This is a genomic window from Pseudomonas sp. ef1, assembly GCF_007293365.2.
GTDB lineage: Bacteria > Pseudomonadota > Gammaproteobacteria > Pseudomonadales > Pseudomonadaceae > Aquipseudomonas > Aquipseudomonas siliginis.
On the sequence record NZ_CM129815.1, the window covers coordinates 849,907 to 870,100 of the forward strand.

Here is a 20,194-nt window from a genome sequence, read left to right on the forward strand (position 1 = left end):
TCAGGGTTACGTTGATGAAATGATGGTCGGTTGCCGGCACGACGATGCTTGCCGGTAACCGACAGCATTAGTAACTCATTTCTTTATGGAGACTATCGTTCCTTTACCTCCCTCGACCCGAAAGGTGAATGACACACGATCTCCTACCTTCAACCCTGCCAACTGATCATCCGATGCGGAAAAGGCCATGGTCATCGGCGGCCATTGAACAGCTGGAACGGCACCGTGAGCGAGTGTCACGGTATGTTTCGCAGGATCAATGGCCTTGATCGTGCCCTCGGCATTGGCGACAGCCATCTGCTTTGATTCCTGCTTCATTTCCATGCCTTCCATACCGTCCATTTTCATTGCTGGCGTTTCTTGTGCATGGGCAGCGAGAGAGAACACAACCGCAGTGCTGGCAACTGTAATAAGGGTCAGTTTCATACAACATTTCCTTTCAGAGTTACGGGTTTGCTAGGTAGATTTCGACGACGCATTAAGCGATAGGCCGCCGGGATGACAAACAGGGAAAGCAAGGGCGCAGTTACCATGCCGCCGACCATTGGCGCGGCAATTCGGCTCATCACTTCGCTGCCGGTACCACTGCCCAACAGTATGGGCAACAGGCCCGCGATGATGACAGCCACAGTCATAGCTTTGGGACGCACCCGCTGCACAGCGCCTTCACGAATCGACGCCACTAATGCACGTTCAGAGTTATCGCCAAGGTTTACACGTTCGGCCCAAGCATTTTTCAGGTATAGCAGCATGATCACGCCGAACTCTGCAGAAACCCCGGCTAGTGCGATGAAGCCGACCCCCGTTGCCACCGACAGATTGAACCCGAGCAAATAGAGGAACCATGCCCCTCCGGTGAGAGCAAAAGGGAGTGTGGCCATGATCAACAAGGCCTCATCGAATCGGGCGAATGTCAGGTAAAGCAGCACGAAGATGATCAATAGCGTGGCCGGTACGACCAGCTTGAGTCGTGCATTAGCTCTTTCGAGAAACTCGAACTGCCCCGAGTAGCTCAGGCTCATACCAGGCTGCAACTTGACCTGTTGATTGACGACCTGACGAAGATCGGCAACCACGGAAGCAATGTCACGACCACGCACATCGATGTACACCCAGCCCGAAGGCCGCGCGTTCTCGCTTTTGAGCATTGGTGGACCGTCAGTGATTTTGATTTTTGCCACAGTACCGAGGGTGATCTCGATGCCTGACGATGTGTAGATGGGCAATCGTTCCAAGGCTCCCGGTGAGTCACGCCACTCTCGCGGATAACGGACGCTGATCGGAAAACGTGCGAGCCCCTCAACGGTCTCCCCGATATTCTCGCCTCCAATAGCACCGGCCACGATGGACTGAACATCGGCGATATTCATGCCGTAGCGGGCGGCTGCATTACGATCGATATCCACATCGATGTAGCGGCCACCGGTCAGGCGCTCGGCCAACGCGGAGCTGACACCGGGCACATTTTTGGCCGCCTTTTCAACAGCCTGGGTGACCGAATCGATTTCCGTCAGGTTAGTGCCGGCAACTTTCACCCCGATGGGACTTTTGATCCCTGTGGCCAGCATGTCGATGCGGTTGCGAATCGGGGGTATCCAAATATTGGTCAGGCCAGGCACGCGTACCACGCGGTCCAGCTCCTCCACCAATTTTTCCTGGGTCATGCCTGGGCGCCATTGCTCATGCGGTTTGAACTGAATCGTGGTTTCAAACATTTCCAACGGCGCTGGATCGGTAGCGGTCTCAGCACGACCGGCCTTGCCGAAAACGTGTTCAACTTCAGAGACTGTTTTGATTAGGCGATCAGTCTGTTGCAGCAGTTGTGCAGCCTTCTGCGCCGACAACCCCGGCAGGGCTGAAGGCATGTAGAGCAGATCCCCTTCGTCCAGTGGTGGAAGGAACTCCCCACCTAAGCGAAACATTGGCCATAGCGCACTGACAAATACCAACAGCGCCACCAGCAGAGTGGTTTTCGGACGACGCAGAACTGCGTCCAACGCGGGTTGGTAGATCCGTATCAACCAGCGGTTTAAAGGGTTCTGTTGCTCACTCGGAATTCGTCCCCGAATCCAGTAACCCATCAGCACCGGCACCAGCGTCACCGACAATCCCGCCGCTGCCGCCATGGCGTAGGTCTTGGTAAACGCCAGTGGGCCAAACAGTCTTCCTTCCTGAGCCTCCAATGTGAACACCGGAATGAACGAGAGAGTGATGATCAACAGACAAAAGAAAAGCGCGGGGCCGACCTCGGCCGCCGCATCGGTCATCACATGCCAATGCTGCTCACCCTTCAACTCCTGCCCAGGATGAGAGGTGTGCCAGGATTCTATTTTTTTGTGTGCGTTTTCAATCATCACCACTGCGGCATCGACCATGGCACCGATAGCGATAGCGATCCCACCCAAGGACATGATGTTGGCGTTGATGCCCTGGTATCGCATGACAATGAATGCAATCAACATCCCCACAGGTAGCGAAATGATTGCCACCAAGGATGAGCGCAGGTGCCAGAGGAAGATCCCGCACACCAGGGCAACGACGATGAACTCTTCCAGAAGCTTGTAACTGAGGTTGTCTACTGCGCGGTCGATCAGCTTGCTGCGATCGTAGGTTGTGACGATTTCTACGCCTGCTGGGAGACTGCTTTTCAGCTCATCCAGTTTGCTCTTCACCGCCGTAATGGTCTCGCGAGCATTTTTACCGCTGCGCAAAATCACCACCCCACCGACGGTCTCGCCTTCCCCGTCAAGTTCAGTGATGCCTCGTCTCATTTCCGGCCCAAGCTGAATCGTGGCGACATCGCCAAGGCTTACAGGCACACCGCCTGATTCCAACTTCAGCGGGATCGTCCGGAAATCGTTGAGCGTCTTTAGATAACCCGAAGCTCGCACGATAAACTCGGTTTCGGCCATTTCCAGCACGGCACCACCGGTTTCCTGATTGGCCTTGCCGATGGCTTCAGTCACCTGTGCCTGAGTGATCCCGAGATTGGCCATCTTGAGCGGATCGAGCTGTACTTGGTATTGCTTGACCATGCCGCCCACGGTGGCCACTTCCGCAACATTGGGCAGCGTCTTGAGTTCAAATTTCAGGAACCAATCTTGAAGCGCACGAAGTTGCGCGAGATCGTGCCCACCAGTGCGATCCACCAGTGCGTACTGATAGATCCAGCCCACTCCCGTAGCATCCGGCCCCAATGCGGGCTTTGCGCTGGCTGGCAACCGGCTTTGTATTTGACTCAAATACTCCAGCACCCGAGAGCGAGCCCAGTACAAGTCCGTACCGTCTTCGAACAGCACGTAAACAAAGCTGTCGCCGAAGAAGGAGTACCCGCGCACGGTCTTGGCTCCAGGTACTGAAAGCATGGTGGTGGCCAGCGGATAGGTGACCTGATTCTCGACAATCTGCGGTGCTTGTCCCGGATAAGGGGTACGGATGATCACCTGTACATCGGAGAGATCCGGTAGGGCATCGATGGGCGTGTTCTGAACTGACCAGATGCCCCAAGCTGTGACGAAAAGTGTCGCCAACAGCACCAAAAAGCGGTTGGCAACAGACCAACGGATGAGGGCAGCGATCATGGCTGACCTCCCGTTTTATCTAGACGCTCGACACGCAATCCATCGTCGGTTTGGCTCACCGCGACCCGAACCTTGTCGCCCGTTTTCAGACCCTGAATCAGGGTCGGATTGGCAAGTGGAAACGTCATCGTCATGCCCGGCATGCCCAGTGTCTTGAAGGGGCCGTGGGCGATTGTGACTTCTTTATCGTCGATTTCGACGATCTGCCCGTCTGCCTCATGCAATTTTGAGGCTGCTGCGATACGGGGTGGTTCGTCTGCTGAACTGGCCACGATACCCTTGAGACTGGCCTCCGAGTCGAGCAGAAATTGCCCTGAGGTAACTACCTTCTGACCTTCATCCAGACCTTTAACGATTACTGTCTTGCCACTGCTTTCCTGCCCGAGCTGCACTTCAACGGGGCGATAGCGGCCAGCATCTTCGGCTAGCATCACCAAGGCACGTCGACCCGTGCGAATGACCGCCTCGCTCGGCACCCACAACACACTCTGCTCAGTTGAGCTGCTCAAGCGCACTTGCGCCGTCAAACCGGGCCTTAGGCGGCCGCCTGGATTGGGTAGTTCGACCCGTACGCGCAGGGTGCGGCTGTCCGCATTGGTGTCCGGCAGAATTGTGCTGACAGTGCCATTGACCTTGATCCCAGGGAAGGCCGGCAACTGCGCCTCGACCTTTTGCCCCTCGGCGATGGTGCCCGCGTCGGATTCAGGAACGGACACCGCCAGCCAGACACTGCTCAGACCATTGACTCGCGCCAGCGTCTCGCCCGCCGCGACGGTCATGCCTATGCGCAGGTTGAGCTCTTGCAGCACCCCGCCAATCGGGCTGGTCAACGTCAGATAAGGTTGGATCTTACCGCTACGTTCGACCTGGGCAATCACTCCCGGCGGCATTCCACTGAGCCGTAAGCGCTGCCGCGCAGCGGCGAGCAAGTCGCGATCACCGTTGTTTTTCAGGGCCAGGAACTCAGTCTGAGCCGCCGCCCACTCGGGCACCAGAATATCCGCCAGCGCCGCATTGGCTTTGAGCAGATCTCCGGGTGCATGGGCGTAGACCCGCTCTACAAAGCCTGGAGTACGGGCTTGGATAACCGCGACATCCCGTTCGTTAAAGGCGAGGATGCCACTCACATCAAGGCTGGATGCAAACACTCCACGGCTGACCATCGCCGAGCGCAGACCGAGATTCTGCGCCACGCTCGGATCGATGCTGATCGTCGCTTGATCGTTGCCGCCACTGGCGTATTGCGGAACCAGCTGCATGTCCATGAACGGCGATTTACCCGGTTTGTCGAACTTCTGTTGGGGGTACATCGGGTCATACCAGTACATGGCTTTGCGTTCATTTGGTGCGTTTTGATTTTGCTCAGGCGAAGCGCCCCGTACTTCGCTGACGCGTTGAAGTGCTAGCCAGTAACCACCGGCGATGCCCACTGCCATTGCAACGCCTGCCAGCAAAACCCCACTCTTTTTAAGGCTCATTGGCTGACCTCTCCATACGCAAAATACAGTCGTGCATTGATCAGTGCTCGCTGTTCCTCCACTTCGACTTGTTTGAGGCGAGCCTCGATGAGTTCACGTCGGGCGGCGACAACCGCATTCAAATCGCCTTTACCGGCGCGGTAGCTGGCCATGCTGAGTTCGACTTTTTCTTTGGCCAGCGGCAGCAGACTTTGCGCATTGCGCTGGACCGCACGATTGAGCCGTTCATAGTCAGCCAGTACACTTTCCAGTTGCTCGGTATGCTCGCGTGACAAGGCTTCGCGCTCGGATTCGAGTTGGTTGACTTCGGCTTCTCGTGCGGCAATTTTTGGGTTTTGCCGGGTCTGCGGAAACAACGGCAGATCCCAGGAAAGTTGCACGCTGACCATGTCGCCGAACTGCCGATCACGGTGCTGATAATCCACCTCCCAACTCCAGTCGGACTTTTTCTCCGCCTGCGCCTCGCGCACCTTGGCTTGCGCTTCACGGGTCATCGGCCCGTACGCGGCCAGCTCGGGATGATGTTGCAGTTTATGGGGCAAGCCTGACGTATCGATCGGCCACTGCGGAAGACTTCCCGCCGGCGTTGCGTTGGCGGCCGGACCAACCCAGCGTTTCAGCGCCGCGCGCGCTTGAGCACGCTGGCGTATCAGATCGTCTTGCTGCTCGGCCAGTTGCGCCGCTTCCTGCTTCGGTGTCACGGCATCGGCCGGTTGTGCGCGACCGCCGGCAATTTGCGCGCGGACGGTGTCGCTCAGCAAGCGGTTCTCCTTGTAGAAGTCCTGGAACAGCGCGTCTTTGCGCTCTATTGAATAGCTGCTGATCCAAGCCAGCGCCGTGGCTTGGCGCACGTTCAGGCGTTCGACCTGACGCTCGGCAGCGGCACGCTCAACCCCTGCGTTCGCAACCTCGATCCGCGCCCTGCGCTTGTCACTATTGGGCATGTCTTGCCTGACCCCGACCATTTGCATGGTCATGAAGTCATCATTGACGCTCCAGCGATCTGGGCCGCCGATGGGATAGTTCTGCAGACCAGCGAGCAGCTTCGGGTCAGGTAGCTCACCCGCTGGAATGGCCGCACTGCTGGCAGCCTGAATCTTTGCATCCTGTGCAGACAGCGACGGCGCGGTGTTTTCGGCCAGCCGCAAGGCCTCTTCGAGCGTCAGCGAGGTAGCGAAGCTCGGCAAGGCCAGTACGCTTGCCGCCAGACCGGCCACTAGGGACCAACCTGTGCAAAAGCACTTGGGGTTCATGTTTGCGATTCCTGCGATGATCCGCTGAGCGCTTCAAAAGGCCTGCGCACAGCCATGCCATCCCGTTAAAAACAGGATGAGGTTCAATAACGGACAGGAATCAGACGCGGGGCGGTCGCCATACACCGGATGGGGTGGACAAAGGAACGGAATCGCTGGAAAAGGCCAGCACGACGGGGCTGAACAGAGTCACGGGCGGCTTGACGATCGAAACTTGTAGCATCCCGCCCGTCTTGCACTCCTGACCCGGTTTGCAGGGTTTCCCATGCTCGGTCGGGCTCTTCATGTCATTGCAACAATCCATGCCCATGTCGTCCATCATCGCCATGCCCGTGGCTTTCATCGGGCACGGTTCTGTCGGTGCCCGCACCCCCGCCATCCCGCTGAGGGGAAGCGCCAGGCTGATCAAGAAAATAAGACAAAACCGCAGGTAGCGTTTCATGGGGTTGGAGTGTAGCCGTCAGAATTGGCGCGAACAATTAATTAACGCTGGCTTTCAGCTAGCGCATGCGAGCCGCTTAATAACGCACGATGTAAGCCCATCAGCATTAAGCCTGCATTATTTTTTCAGTTACCTTTTGACGCAGCACGGATCAGCGCGCTATCTGAAGGTCGGCGAGAAAAATATTCAATTCTGTAGCGCCCGACTTTAATGGAGCGCGCCGCCTTAGCAATGCGTGCTGTGCTCGCATAATTACTTAGGGTTGGTTCCACTCGGCTGCGGTGGAACTAGAATGAAAGGCCCTCAGACACCTGAATCAGCATTTCTTCGACTAGATGTGTGCCAATGGTTGTAGTGACCATCGCTGATGGGCTTTCACCCAAAAAACGGGCTTTGGGCTTGGAAAGCCATTGTTTGGCCTTGCCTTTGTCACCGAAGATCACCTCGGCCAAGGCGCTGATGTGTGCAAACCGGAACAGGCGATCGCTCTCATGCAGCGTCAAGAGCTGATTGGCTGCCAACCTTGTTTTGAGCGCTTTGGGTTGAACGATTCTGTCGCGTTCTTCATTGCTAAGGGTCCCACCATCACACAGCACATGGACCAGACTGGCCGGGAATCCAGCTACTATCATGTGGTGAATGTCCAGACACGAAGCATTGACAGAGATATCAAGAAGGGCCTCCAGACGCATGCGGTAAGCATGATAGACATCCTGTCGCAGGATGCCAGCAAACATGGGCAGCACCGATGTTACGTTGTGCATGGGCGTTAGCACTATTGTGCCATTCGCTACCGTTAGCTCCAGATCGTCCCCAATACCTAGCCCCATTTGGTCAAGCAACTCTGGAGGCAGCTCAATGATGATGTCGCCAGTACCGTCCTCAGTACTCTGGCATTTGGCTACCCACCGCTCAGTTTCACTCATGATCGCCTGGCCCTCATCAAAGCCATCAGAGAATGACACACATCATTATGCTCGGGCGCAGAGCTGATCAAAGGAACGCGCAATACGCTGGTGGCGTGATCAGGCAATTACACGAAAAGGATATGACATGAACGCTGATGAGCTATATGTTTCCGTCGACGTCGAGACGTCTGGGCCTATACCAGGCGAATACAGTCTGCTTTCCATTGGAGCTTGCCTTGTAAACCAACCTGCAATGTCCATCTATCTTGAACTGCGACCTGATAGCCCAAAACACGATCCAGAAGCACTGGCAGTATCGGGGTTGAGTCTGGAAAAGCTGGAGCACGAGGGCCTCGCTCCGCGAGAGGCGATGCTGACACTTAGTGAATGGCTGAAATCGTCCTGCCAAACGGGGCAGAAGGTCATTTTCGTAGGGCTAAACGCACCGTTTGACTGGTCATTCGTCAATTACTACTTCCACAAATATTTGGAAACCAACCCCTTTGGTTTCACAGCTATCGACATGAAGGCCTACTTTATGGGCGCTGTAGGTTGCAATTGGCAGGAAACAAAATCATCCAAAATGACCGCTGCGCTGAAGCCAATCAGCGAACCCAACCATAACGCATTGGATGATGCCCGCTTTCAGGCGGAGCTCTTCGCCCTAATGTTAGCGGGTAAAGGTAACCGCTGATCCGCCTTCCACCGCACGGACTTGAAGCTCATCCGACCCAGGTTGCCTCAATGTATCTGCCGTCCCTGAATGACCAAGCCTTGATACCTTCTGGTTTTTCGGACTTGCCGACAATAACGGCTATGGGGTGCGGCAGATCCTGCGTGTAACGTGCAGCAAATTTGGAAAAACTTCCGATGTCTGCCGGAGATATCACTGGAATGGATTGGGGATGCGTATGCCAATAGCCCACTAGACGTAACCCTTGTTCGTTGGCAGCCTGGATCTCCAGACGGCATCGCTCCGCATCCAATTCTAGCCAAGACCAGCCTGACCGATCAGCGCGATGAGGCAACGTGGCCGAGGCCAGCAGCAACCCTTTGGGATCAACCGGATTGACGAATAACTGTCCCCCTCGCTCCACGCCAAAAAGGCCCTGCCGATGACTATTCAAGATGTCCGCGACAGCTTGGGACACCAATAGCTCGGAATTAACTTCCGGCCATCGCCAGCGCCACGCAATATCCGTCATACCGTTTCGTCCTTATCTTCCGGCCATCCGCGCTCGAGTAAAATTTGCTGCGCCCCATCTGGCAGTTCGGGCCCATGGTATTGGCCTCCCAGGCTCGGCACATCTTCAGGCCTGTAGATACTGCTGACCCAAGATGCAGTGGCAATGTTGCCGGTCAATGCGCGTAAGGCCGTGTGCGAAACCATAGAGGCGATATTGGTCATCCCCAGCGAGCCGCCTGGGATAAAGCTCTCCCCACAAGCGGGCAATGGAACCACACCCCCTCCCGGCCACTCTGTAAATTTATGCAAGAAATCGCCGACGTCCGTGAATAGATGACGGCCATCAAAGGTGCCGGCTGGTGCGAATAGCGCATGGCCTACCTGGGTGTACGGTTCGCTCCAGGCTTGTAAGACCCCCCAAGGAACGCCGCTGGATTTGGCTCGCCATACAGTGACCTCCGACTGCCAGTCTGCTGTCGTAATCACCACCAGATCTGCATTATCGAACACTTCTGGTTTGCTGCTCATCACCACTTCGGCGAATGTCGAATAAGCGGTGCATTCTGTCGTCGGGAGATCTAACAGAATCTTGTCCCTCAACGCTGACGCTTTCAATCTCCCTAGGCTATCCGCTCCCAGAACATGCCTTCCCAGATTGGCTGACACCAAGGTGTCAGGATCGATGAGGGTAAGGTGGCCAACACCGGATCGTGCCAACTGTATTGCCACCGCACTGCCTAGCGAGCCAACACCAACGCAAACTACCCGAGCATTTTCAAGGCGCTGTGCAGTGCCGCTTTTATCGCGGGACAGAATGGACGCTCGATCAAGCACGTCCAGGGCAGTTGCTCGGACGAGCGCCGGAGGATGTGCATTTGCGATCGCTGGCCTGCGGCGCGCTGTACGCAAGCCAAACTTTGCCCCCGCTCCTGCTGTACGCCAAGCGAGCGTACATTGAGGCAATAAGTTGGAGCATCCGTCCCCCCTGGAAGCTCTAGAACAATCCATCGATTTGCCAACGTTCCATGCTGCTCAAACCATGCCAGCAATTGCTCGGCATCGTCTGGTTGAAGATGTGGTGTTAGCCACAGCATTAGATCTTCTGGATCCGGGGTGCGGATATCCGGATAGGTCTGAAGCTTGACGTAAAAACCGGGAGTTTCGGCCGCGCGAATGACAGCGGAGCGCCCGACAACCCGTCGGTAATGCCCTTTGAGTGCAGCTACGTTCGATGCTAGCCAAACCGTTTCCTGTCCGGATGGCACAGCCCGGCGCGGATCGCTGAGCGCAAACAATTGCGAGGCGGCCTGGGGTCGATCCAAAAGTAAGAGGTTCTGGAATGACTGACCGTGCTGGAAAGACCAGTAGGTAGTGATCTCATTCTGAAATTCGATATCGCGCGTTGCCTGGCTTGATCCCATCTTGGACAACGAAACGATCTGGGCTAGGCGATTAAGGCTGTCCTCTACAACGACCTCCGGGGAGCCCATAATGGGGCGTTCCTGAAAGCCATGAAGGCAAAGCCCCGACTTGGTGGCATGCGGCCAGACCAGCCACGGAGAGGGTTCGACGTTCAGTCGCAAAAGCCCACGGGGGAAGTTGGAGGGAAAACCAATACGCAGTCGCCGCTCCTGGCCCGTGTAATCGATGGGCAAGGGAAAGTGAAAGGACGCCGCTTCGTCAGCCCGCATGGGTGCGGGCTGGAGCAACGCATCGGCAGCATCCTGACCTAGGGTATTTCGCAGTGCGGCGATTCCGCGCTGCAATGGCGTCGTAATAGGATCAGCCAAGGCGTCCAACTGGCTTTACGCTCGACTGAGAGGTTCCGCCACCGCTGGCTCCTCCGAAGAGCGAACCCATCGAAGCAGAGTTTCGAGTAGTGCCATCCGGTCGGCCGGGCATGGTCCAATTCGCAGGGATCTCATTGTTCACTGCCGAAATGAATGCCGGTGCAATACCGAAATTCTTTTTCACTGCTTCTGCAAAGGAATCATTGGATTCAAAACTTTCCAAACCCAATGATACGGATGCACTGGCGTCCGCATGCCACTTGGCAAATGCTTGTCGATAGCCTTGCCCCTCGCCTGGTCGATTCCACTTTTCTGCAAAGTTTTCGCCGTTATCGGCAGGGTTGCAGACAAAGCAATCGTTACCTCTATGCGCGATGTGCTGCGGCATTCTACGAACGATTTCCAAAATTGCATCGAGCGGAGCCAAAGGCTTCGACTGTGATTCCTTCACGACATCCAGGTATGCGTGAGTGGCCAAAGTGGTTATGACAGCGGATATGGGGCGAGTATCAGCGCTCCTTGTGTTGATGGCCCATTCATCGCGATGCCGCTTGAGCAGCTTTATGGTCGCACGCAGGGGATCTTGATCGATGTAATCCTGATAATGCGGCAAAGGATCTTGTGTCGCGGCATCGAGCATCCGCTGGCTTTTGGCAACTACCAAGCTTTCCAGAGAAATTTCCTGGGCAGAGGCAACCTGTAACCAATTCGAGTACGGGATAGGGCTGCTTGCTTTCCACCCTGTGACCCGATCCGGAACCTCCAGTTTACCCTCGCCGTTGGCTTCGCCATTTCCGTTGATCGCACGTGCGGGGGTGACATCGATGTGGAAGCCTGGATTCTCGTCGGCATAAACAATCCGGATGCCACGACGTAATTGCTTAACTTCTTCCTGAACGCGGGAGCCTTCCCTAAAACGCTGCTCAATCGCTTCTAGAACTTCCTTCGCACTAGCGCCTTGAGCGTGAGGGAGCCAGATAATCGCGTCCGCATCAATGGTGTCCAGATCCGCAGGCGCACCGGGGATTGGCTTGATGGTCGTTTTCAGCCGCATCGAGCCTTGAACGAAGATATGGGCCTCAGCGAGGAGCGGGTTGTCGGAGGCCGAGAGGATTTTTTCCAGTTGGGAGTAGCGGTCATTGATTTTCTGGTACTGCGCTTCCGACAGCGAGATTTCCCGCGCGGCGCGAAGCAGAAAATATTCCCAACTGTTGCGCTTGGTCTGTTCGTTGCTCAACAGCATTTACCTAGCCTCCTGGGCTATCGAGCCCAATTGCAGCGTTTGCGTAAACCGATCTTGGTTTTCTTTGTCCCGATCAAAGATCAGGTACGTATGTTGATGCTGCGTTGTGAGCAACGCACCAAACTCGATGGCCAATGCCGCAGGAATAGCGGCGAAGACGTGGATCGGTTCAGGAGTCAGAGCTTCAAGCTGGCTCAGCCGTATTTGAAGTGCGTCACGAAAGGCATGAATCACCCGACGGTTCTGTACCATCGCATAGCTTGGTTCTGGGATCGACAGCTCTGCAATACGTGCACCGGGCAGAGCGTCGGTCACGTCGCGAACCGGGACTTGCGCAGAAATGGAGAGCACAAGCGCCAGTGGCCCGTCGCCGTCGGAGGGAGGTGTAAACAAAAAAGCGGGCGGCTCAGCGGACTGATCGGGCCAGCGCAACCGATGCTCGCGGTGGAAGGAGAAGATCAAGCGTTTGGAACGGTCGCCGATACCCTGGCCCAACATCATCAATGCCGGGATATCGGCCAAGCCCACTACAGCTAGTGCAGGCGCATCGCCGTAGGTGCCGCCGCGACGCTTGAGTTGCTGCTCCAACTCATACTGGACACTGTCTTTGATGTTCTGCCAATAGGTCGCGTCCCTACCTCGCGGTCCGGGTGCAGGGAAAGTGATTTTAATGCCTTGATCGAAGGCCGTTAGTCCTTCAGCCGACATCGCAGTCAACAGATCGCGAACGGGAATGTCGTTGATCGTCTGGAAATGCTGACTCAGGACGATGAGAGGAATGGCTCTACCACCATCGGGGGTCGTTGCGGCGAGTCGGATGCGTTCCAGGTACGCTTGGTGTAAACCACTCAAATCATTTTCAGGATACCCGTCTGCATCACGATCAATTTTGTCATGACAACCTGGGCACAGGAGCATCAGATTAGCGGTATCGTTAGTGTGCGCCTCAGCATCATGATCCGCGCGTCCCCGAGGGCCTTTGGGACTGGCGGGCAGAATATGCGCCACTTCGCCCCATCTCATTGGCTTGCCAGCACGATAGTCGAACGTCAGATCCGTACCGCACAGTTCACAATGACCAGCGGTCTGTGTCCATACGATCCGCTTCGTCTCTTCATTTGTGTTGAAGCGCCCGCTTGCGGGCTTAGCATCTTCTTGTTCTGCCATTCCGACCTACCCCCGAGAAACATCCATGATTAAAAACGATGATGGCAAGATAAGATCATCTTAAGGCCATTTGCTTTGATTTCAAGAGCGATTCGAGGGTGATGGGCGCTGGATCGGCTTCGAACCGGACACTTTGTGACTCAGCGAAACGAAGTGATGGCCGCATTCGTTTTGGGCAAGTGCTGGGAATGGGGTGCTGAGCACAGCGTATGTATTGAAATTAGGGAGTTTATGCGAAAGACATAAACTCCCTAATTTCGATACATACCTTCCTCATACCCTACGACGTTCGTCACTACGCGACCCTACAACACATGGCAGTAAATGCGCGAATAGGCGTTTCGTGGTACGCAACTTCAGATCATACGGTTCTGAGGCTTGCGCCTAAACGGCGCGATTAGCTGCGCACGATAGCCTGTTGGAAAGTCTCGCTCTTTTAGCCCTACCTGCGCATCACCGAGCTTGTTTGCTGCGTCATAGAAGGTTCCAAATAGGTGATCCCAAATAAGTAAAAACTCTCCGAAGTTGACCTGGGCATCTTCGAACTCTCGCTTATGGTGCCAGCGATGTGTCTCGGCGACTCCAATCACGTTGCGTAACCAGCCCAACGAGTAGTCCAGGTTCGAATGCTGGAAGGCTAAATGAACGGTCAAGATGCTGAACCAAGTCGCGATAACGGCCGACGGCGCACCTGAGGCGAGCAGAACCACCAGCCCCGGTCCGGCCATTAGCGCCGCATGCAGCGGATGTCTGCGCTCCCCATTCATCCAATAAAGGCGATCAGCGCTGTGATGAATCATGTGCATACGCCACAGCCAATGCACCCGATGGCTGATGCGATGCATGACATACAGGCTTAAATCGAGGACGGTTGCGACCAGAACCAGCTGTAACCAGAGGGGACTCTCGCTGGGAAAAAGGCGAACTGATGCCGGCACCGCATCGCCAAGCTTGGCGAGGACTTCAGCAGTGAACTGAATGACAGAAAGGTTGACCAGCATATGCAATAAATCGGTCGAGGTGTCTTGATGATCTTCGAGCCAGGATTGACGAAAGGGTTGGAATTGCTCCAGCGCGGCGATCGTGAACAAGCTCACAATAGCGATCAGGAGTGTTGTGGGCCATGGCGGAATCCCGGTGTAAAGCGCCCAAACCATGAACGCAGCGGTGCCACCAAATATGAGCGGATAGCTCATCCAACGTATGACGTATCGGAAAATAATGATCATCGCTCACCTCCTTTTAGGAAGCGAAGACGATAAGTCACAGGCTGGCGTTTGGATTGAACGAAAGAGCTACAATCGAATGATGAATATCCTCGCTTGACCTTATAGCGGCTAGAAGGTTTGTAATCGACAGGATCAAGTGTATTTAGAGGAGCGGCCCCATGAGTTCGTGTGACAAATCCTGTGGCTGTGGCCCGGCTTCAGCAGGCCCAGAAGCAGCAGCTAAGCCATTAAATGAAGGGACATGGATCAGCAAATTTTCAGTACCAAAAATGGACTGTCCTTCCGAAGAACGGATGATCAGACTCGCGCTGAATGGCTTGCAGGAAATAGCTTCACTTTCTTTTGACCTATCCGGTAGACAGGTGAGTGTTTTTCACGAAGGGGCCGTAGAGCAGATCGCTACCAAGTTGGAGTCACTTGGCTTGGGGGCAAGGCTATTAGATACGCAGCCCATCAGCCCAGAGTCCGTATCAGCCAACAGTGCCAATGAAGAGCAAAACGCTTCAAAGGAAGCCAGCACATTAAAAATATTGCTCGGCATCAATGGTGCAATGTTTCTCGCCGAAATGAGTGCTGGCCTGATTGCCCAATCGACGGGGCTGATTGCCGACTCGCTGGACATGTTTGCTGATGCGGCCGTTTACGGGCTGGCCCTCTTTGCGGTCGGCCGCAGCGCGGGAATGCAAGTACGTGCAGCACACCTGGCAGGTATGTTTCAGATCATTCTAGCTTTGGGTGTGCTTTTGGAAGTTGCTCGACGCTTTCTCTATGGCAGTGAACCTGAATCCATGCTGATGATGGGGATAGGCGCCGTCGCGCTGGTGGCAAACGTCACTTGCCTGTGGCTGATCTACAGCCACCGCGAAGGAGGAGCACACATGAAAGCGAGTTGGATTTTCTCAGCCAACGATGTGATTGCGAACGTTGGCGTAATCGCTGCAGGAGCATTGGTCGCTTGGACAGGGTCTCCGTACCCAGACTTGGTGATTGGTACGGTCGTTGGCCTGATCGTTTTGAACGGCGCACGTCGAATCCTGGCTCTAAAAGCTTAACTATTCCAATCGGCGAGCGGCCTGTAGCTAAGGCCGCAAGCCTCTAACCTAGTCGCTTAATGCAAGCTCACTTCGGCGAGCGCCGATGAGGGATCTATACCCAACAGCGAGCGAAAGGTTCTGGAAAAGTGGGCTGAGTCGGAGAAGCCTGACGCGTGCGCAGCGGTGGTTATAGGTTCTCCGGATGCCAGATGTCGAACAGCTTGGGTCAGTCGTAGCCATTTAGCATAGCTACGCAGCGGCAAACCGGTTTGTTCCACGAACCAATGCGAGAATCGAGTTGGGGACAGGTGTACCAGTGCTGCCAACTCTTCACGTCGTACAATGCCCTGGTAAATGGCCGTGCTGACTATTGCCAGGCGAGGATCGGCGACTGGAGGTGCATCGGTTATCTGTAGGGCTTTTCGCACTGCGGACCGAGTGTCTCCCGCGCCTGCCTTCAAGGAGTCAGCAATTAGTGCGGCGTCAGCCGGGGCGATATTGATCGGAATCGGCGTCATGGTCTTCGGCAAAACCTGGCCCTCTTCTGCCAAGACGTCCAAGTAGATTGAAACGATGAGGGCTCCGCTGATTCGATGCCGAACACCGGCTGGAATAAACACTGCAAACTCGGTGTGCTGACGCGGCAGGCATTCCACTGTTACAGGCACGTCGATACCTATAGCTATTTGGTGAGCCTGATGCTGATGCCAATCTTGATGACCAGCATGCCCAGCAAAAACCGCTAACCCAGGCGTTAGCCATGCGCGACCAGACCACCTTAGGACACGTACTGGAAGGTGGCGCTCCATCGTCAACGTTTGCTTGGCGACGCGGGGCTAATCACGCTTATGACCAATAAAAACGATGCGCCGCTGACAATACATATATCTGCGAGATTAAACGCGGGCCAGTGCCAGCCTTGATAGTGAAAATCCAGATAGTCCACGACAAAGCCTCGCAAAGAACGGTCGATAAGATTGCCAACAGCCCCACCCAAAACGAGACAATAGCCCAAGGCTTCGCTCCAGTGACGTTCCCGTTGAAGGATCGCGACGAGCGTCAATGCTACGGCTAGCGCAACAACAACGAAAAGGTAACGCTGCCAGCCTCCAGCGTCAGCCAAGAAGCTGAACGCGGCGCCGGTATTGCGTGCATGCACTATGTTGAAAAATGAGCCTACGGCGACCGATGAGCCCAGCTCATAAAGGTGCTCGACGCCAAGCTTTAGACTTTGATCGATCAACGCCAGGACCGCTGCAATTCCCCACCACAAAGTAGGCGGCTGTACACGAGCTGTCATTGGGAAACCGTTCATTGGCTATTCCGTAGTAACCGTTCCAGTACATCTGAAACTGGTATTTTTTGAAAAGCACTGACTCTTGCTCGTGCGGTATCACCCACTGGGATCCAGGTCTTGGAACAGCAAAGCAGGCATCGTGTCCGTATCATTTGCGCAGCAAGCGCAGGCCATTCAGTACTACCAACAGGCTTACCCCCATATCCGCGAATACCGCCATCCACATCGTAGCGTGACCAGTGAGCGTAACGGCTAGGAAGATGGCTTTAACGCCCAGCGCGAGCGCAATGTTTTGCGTAAGTACTGCTCCGGTCTGGCGGGAGAGACGAATGAAGGCAGGAATCTTGCGCAAATCATCATCCATGATTGCTACGTCAGCAGTCTCGATCGCCGTATCGGTGCCAGCTGCCCCCATCGCGAAGCCCACATCAGCCCGAGCAAGCGCAGGGGCATCGTTTATTCCGTCACCGACCATGCCGACGGTGCCTTTATGATCGATCAAGGCTTCGATGGCTTTGAGCTTATCGATCGGTAGGAGATTGCCCTTGGCCTCGTCAATGTTTACCTGCGCGGCAATTGCCAGCGCGGTATGTGGGTTGTCCCCTGTCAACATCACAGTCTTCACACCTAACGCGTGAAGCTCCTCGATTGCGGCTCGGCTGGTGGCTTTTACCGTATCGGCGACTGCAAACAACGCCAGCGCCCGTTTGTCATCGGACAGAATGACTACAGTTTTCCCTTGCCGCTCAAGGTGGCCCAGGGCGGCTTCGGTATTAGGTGAGCAGAACCCCAACTCCTCCAACAAACGATGGTTACCCAACTGGTAGCGCTTACCCTCGATCTCGCCGCGGACCCCTCGGCCCAGCAGCGCTTCGAAGTTATCCACTTCCAGCAACCGCAGCGATTGCTGGGCCGTTTGTTTGGCAATAGCCCGCGAAACCGGATGATCCGAACGTTGGGCAAGGCTTGCGGCGGCAATGCGATAATCTCTAGATAATCCATCAGCTAGAGGCAGGAAATCGGTCTGTACGGGCTTGCCATGGGTAATGGTCCCAGTTTTATCCAAGGCCAGATGGGTGATCTTGCGACCGCTTTCCAGGTACGCCCCGCCCTTGATTAAAATGCCTTTTCGCGCCGCTGCCGCGAGGCCGCTTACAATGGTCACCGGGGTCGAAATCACCAGTGCGCAAGGGCAAGCGACTACCAGAAGCACCAGCGCCCGATAAATCCAGTCAGCCCATAATCCGGCCATAAACAGGGGCGGGAATATCGCAACGGCAAGGGCGAAGAAAAACACCGATGGCGTATAAACCTTGGCGAACTTATCGACGACCCGCTGGATCGGGGCGCGTGAACCTTGGGCTTCCTCCACAGCATGAATAATCCGGGCCAGTGTCGTATTGCTGGCCTCAGCCGTCACGCGGTACTCGAAGGAACCGGACTCATTGATCGAGCCGGCATAAACAGGGTCACCGACAGCTTTCTCGATGGGCAAGCTTTCCCCGGTGATAGGGGCTTGGTTTACGGTAGAGTTGCCGGAGATCACGTTGCCATCCAGACCAATGCGCTCGCCGGGGCGAACTCGAACCAAGGAGCTGATCTGGACGGTTTTGACATCTACGTCCAGCCAACTGCCGTCTGCCTGGCGCACCGTTGCATGATTTGGGGTCAAGTCCATCAGTCCTTTGATCGCATTGCGTGCACGATCCAACGACTTGGCCTCAACCAATTCGGCAACAGTAAATAAAAACATGACCATCGCCGCTTCTGGCCACTGCCCAATCAGGACCGCTCCCGTCACCGCAATGCTCATCAACGCGTTTATGTTGAGATTGAAATTTTTGAGAGAGATCCAACCTTTCTTGTAAGTCGCGGGCCCGCAGAGTGCTACCGAGATTAAAGCTACAGCAGCAATCACCCATTCGGGGGCTGTCTGGGTGAAATGCAAAATTTCCGCGCCTACCGCAGCAATACCAGACAGCGCTAACGGCCACCAGGTGCTTTTGCGCAGTGATTCAGCTTCAAACTGGCTTTGCTGCTTATCCGCGCCTGGTACGTCGACCGCGCCATTCAACGGTTCCGCCTGCATACCAAGCGATGACACGGCCGCTTCGATTCCCAGGGTATGTGGCAATTCGTGCCAGACACCTAGAGTACGGTTCATCATGTTGAATTCCAATTTCTGAATTCCAGGCATCTTTGCAAGCTTGCCCTCAATCATCGCCTGCTCGGTAGGACAGCACATTTGCCCAATCCGGAAACGACTCAAGCGAGCCGTGTCGTTGACAACGGCTGATGACACTTTGGATGCGCACGCGCTTGGGCCATCCGTTCCAGATGCAGAGCAACATGCATCGGTAACAACCGAGGTGGTGGGCTCGTTCGGTTCGGTAGGTGGATATTGAGAAGATGTCGGAGATGAAGTGGAGCAGCTTGTCTTTCCGCCGTTGCCTCCAGCAGAGCAGCCATCCGCACTTTTGGTTGTTGAAAGCGCAGGATTCACGTCCGAGGTCTTAGAAGAACAGCAACTGGTAGTTCGATCTCGATCGGTTTCGTCTTCACCCGATGTTGCGGAAGTCGCACAGCAGCTCCCGGATGCGACAGGGTCAAAAACGTCCACGCCCGCTGGCTTTTTTGGTGCTTGCTCGTCACCGCAACAGTTTTTCATGAGAACGCTCTCCGCTTTTCATGGCGAGAGTGAACACCTTATAGCCACTATAAGGTCAAGAGATTCTTCGATGCCTTAAGGCATCCACCAGCGACCATTCATGTTCAACGTGATCACAGTGAGTAAGTGGCCGGTAGTAGATAGGAAATGCTGCTTCCCCTCGCGCCTACGGTGTTGGCATCAACGGCGTCCTATTTCGTGACGCTAATATCAGGCGGCATCCCGTCCTCACAGCAAAGCACACAGGGCACTTGCCCTATGCGGCGGCCGACGAGCAGCACAGAAGCTCTGCTACGAAGGTAAGCAGCCATGTGCAGAGCAAAGCGTCCAAACTCGAGTTGAAGAGATCGGCGGGGAGGGTTTTCATCGATCAGAGGCCTGGCGATCGGTAGAACGGTGAGCAAGGATTTGCTTGTTGCCTGACGCGAGTAGAATGAGGATTCCAGCAACTATAGGGTCAAGAGAAATGAATGCGCCCACGTACACGATCGGTGCCTTGGCGAAGCTGACCGATACCAAAGCCGTAACCATCCGCTATTACGAGCAGTCAGGGCTGCTGCCTTCTGCTGGAAGATCACCGTCGGGTTATCGCTTTTACACAGATGAAGAGCGCAACCGGCTGCTGTTTATCCGTCGCAGCCGCGCGCTTGGGTTCAGCGTCGATGACATTCGCGATCTACTCGGCCTGGCTGACCGACGCGACGCTTCCTGCGCCGCTGTGGATGCGAAAGTGCAAGGGCAACTCCAACAAGTTCGAATCCGTATTCAGGACTTACGAGGTTTAGAAGCCGAACTGACACGACTGAGTGTTTGCTGCCACGGTGGTGTTATAGAGCAATGTCGCATCATTGAATCATTGTCGAATCGTAGTTAACGCGGCAAAAGACTCCATGTGCGTAGAGATTGTACGAGGTGAGA

Annotated in this window: 16 protein-coding genes and 1 pseudogene; 3 read left to right on the forward strand and 14 right to left on the reverse strand. The window is 55.2% G+C overall.

Translation table 11 applies throughout. The features are described from left to right. Positions 1-75: 75 nt before the first annotated feature. The 6 genes from FEE99_RS04065 to FEE99_RS04090 form a co-directional block, all read right to left on the reverse strand. Complete coding sequence (locus FEE99_RS04065; protein WP_019817005.1) at positions 76-426, reverse strand: copper-binding protein; 351 nt, start codon at positions 424-426, stop codon at positions 76-78. Further along, complete coding sequence (locus FEE99_RS04070) at positions 423-3,581, reverse strand: efflux RND transporter permease subunit (protein WP_019817004.1); 3,159 nt, start codon at positions 3,579-3,581, stop codon at positions 423-425. Before FEE99_RS04070 ends, FEE99_RS04065 begins: the two co-directional genes overlap by 4 nt. Then, positions 3,578-5,059: an efflux RND transporter periplasmic adaptor subunit gene (locus FEE99_RS04075; RefSeq protein WP_019817003.1), complete on the reverse strand. Its 1,482-nt coding sequence runs from the start codon at positions 5,057-5,059 to the stop codon at positions 3,578-3,580. The genes FEE99_RS04070 and FEE99_RS04075 overlap by 4 nt, the downstream gene beginning before the upstream one ends. Beyond that, the gene (locus FEE99_RS04080) at positions 5,056-6,312 is read right to left on the reverse strand and encodes a TolC family protein (protein ID WP_019817002.1); all 1,257 of its coding nucleotides are present in this window, start codon (positions 6,310-6,312) and stop codon (positions 5,056-5,058) included. Before FEE99_RS04080 ends, FEE99_RS04075 begins: the two co-directional genes overlap by 4 nt. 100 nt (positions 6,313-6,412) lie before the next feature. Beyond that, on the reverse strand, positions 6,413-6,754 hold the full coding sequence (locus FEE99_RS04085; RefSeq protein WP_019817001.1) for a hypothetical protein: 342 nt from the start codon (positions 6,752-6,754) through the stop codon (positions 6,413-6,415). A 287-nt stretch (positions 6,755-7,041) separates the two neighbouring features. Beyond that, on the reverse strand, positions 7,042-7,719 hold the full coding sequence (locus FEE99_RS04090; protein ID WP_019817000.1) for an antitoxin Xre/MbcA/ParS toxin-binding domain-containing protein: 678 nt from the start codon (positions 7,717-7,719) through the stop codon (positions 7,042-7,044). Positions 7,720-7,807: 88 nt separating this feature from the next. On the opposite strand from FEE99_RS04090, the gene FEE99_RS04095 reads away from it, so the two are divergent. Continuing rightward, entirely contained in the window at positions 7,808-8,356 is a 549-nt protein-coding gene (locus FEE99_RS04095; RefSeq protein WP_019816999.1) for a 3'-5' exonuclease, read from the forward strand. Between the two features lie 28 nt (positions 8,357-8,384). Here FEE99_RS04095 and FEE99_RS04100 read toward each other — a convergent pair whose 3' ends face one another. The 5 genes and pseudogenes from FEE99_RS04100 to FEE99_RS04120 all read right to left on the reverse strand — a co-directional run bounded on the left by FEE99_RS04100 (position 8,385) and on the right by FEE99_RS04120 (position 14,277). After that, a complete protein-coding gene (locus FEE99_RS04100; RefSeq protein WP_019816998.1) occupies positions 8,385-8,867 on the reverse strand; it encodes a Mov34/MPN/PAD-1 family protein in 483 nt (160 codons plus the stop codon). Then, positions 8,864-10,647, reverse strand: a pseudogene (locus FEE99_RS04105) (HesA/MoeB/ThiF family protein). Before FEE99_RS04105 ends, FEE99_RS04100 begins: the two are co-directional and overlap by 4 nt. Further along, the gene (locus FEE99_RS04110; protein ID WP_041476534.1) at positions 10,631-11,881 is read right to left on the reverse strand and encodes a nucleotidyltransferase domain-containing protein; all 1,251 of its coding nucleotides are present in this window, start codon (positions 11,879-11,881) and stop codon (positions 10,631-10,633) included. The pseudogene FEE99_RS04105 and the gene FEE99_RS04110 overlap by 17 nt, the downstream one beginning before the upstream one ends. Continuing rightward, on the reverse strand, positions 11,882-13,048 hold the full coding sequence (locus tag FEE99_RS04115) for an SAVED domain-containing protein (RefSeq protein WP_034115613.1): 1,167 nt from the start codon (positions 13,046-13,048) through the stop codon (positions 11,882-11,884). A 356-nt stretch (positions 13,049-13,404) separates the two neighbouring features. Continuing rightward, positions 13,405-14,277 (reverse strand): sterol desaturase family protein, encoded by an 873-nt coding sequence (locus FEE99_RS04120; RefSeq protein WP_034115612.1) that lies wholly within the window; start codon positions 14,275-14,277, stop codon positions 13,405-13,407. 158 nt (positions 14,278-14,435) lie between these two features. On the opposite strand from FEE99_RS04120, the gene FEE99_RS04125 reads away from it, so the two are divergent. Beyond that, positions 14,436-15,329 (forward strand): cation transporter, encoded by an 894-nt coding sequence (locus FEE99_RS04125; protein WP_032872266.1) that lies wholly within the window; start codon positions 14,436-14,438, stop codon positions 15,327-15,329. 56 nt (positions 15,330-15,385) lie between these two features. Here the strand turns inward: FEE99_RS04125 and FEE99_RS04130 are convergent, their stop codons facing one another. The 3 genes from FEE99_RS04130 to FEE99_RS04140 form a co-directional block, all read right to left on the reverse strand. Beyond that, complete coding sequence (locus FEE99_RS04130) at positions 15,386-15,979, reverse strand: helix-turn-helix transcriptional regulator (RefSeq protein ID WP_237143793.1); 594 nt, start codon at positions 15,977-15,979, stop codon at positions 15,386-15,388. Between the two features lie 143 nt (positions 15,980-16,122). Beyond that, positions 16,123-16,626, reverse strand: coding sequence for a signal peptidase II (gene lspA, locus FEE99_RS04135; RefSeq protein WP_019816991.1), 504 nt, complete (start codon positions 16,624-16,626; stop codon positions 16,123-16,125). A 130-nt stretch (positions 16,627-16,756) separates the two neighbouring features. Then, positions 16,757-18,829, reverse strand: coding sequence for a heavy metal translocating P-type ATPase (locus FEE99_RS04140; RefSeq protein WP_237143792.1), 2,073 nt, complete (start codon positions 18,827-18,829; stop codon positions 16,757-16,759). A 913-nt stretch (positions 18,830-19,742) separates the two neighbouring features. On the opposite strand from FEE99_RS04140, the gene FEE99_RS04145 reads away from it, so the two are divergent. Then, on the forward strand, positions 19,743-20,150 hold the full coding sequence (locus FEE99_RS04145) for a MerR family transcriptional regulator (protein WP_019816989.1): 408 nt from the start codon (positions 19,743-19,745) through the stop codon (positions 20,148-20,150). Positions 20,151-20,194: the final 44 nt, after the last annotated feature.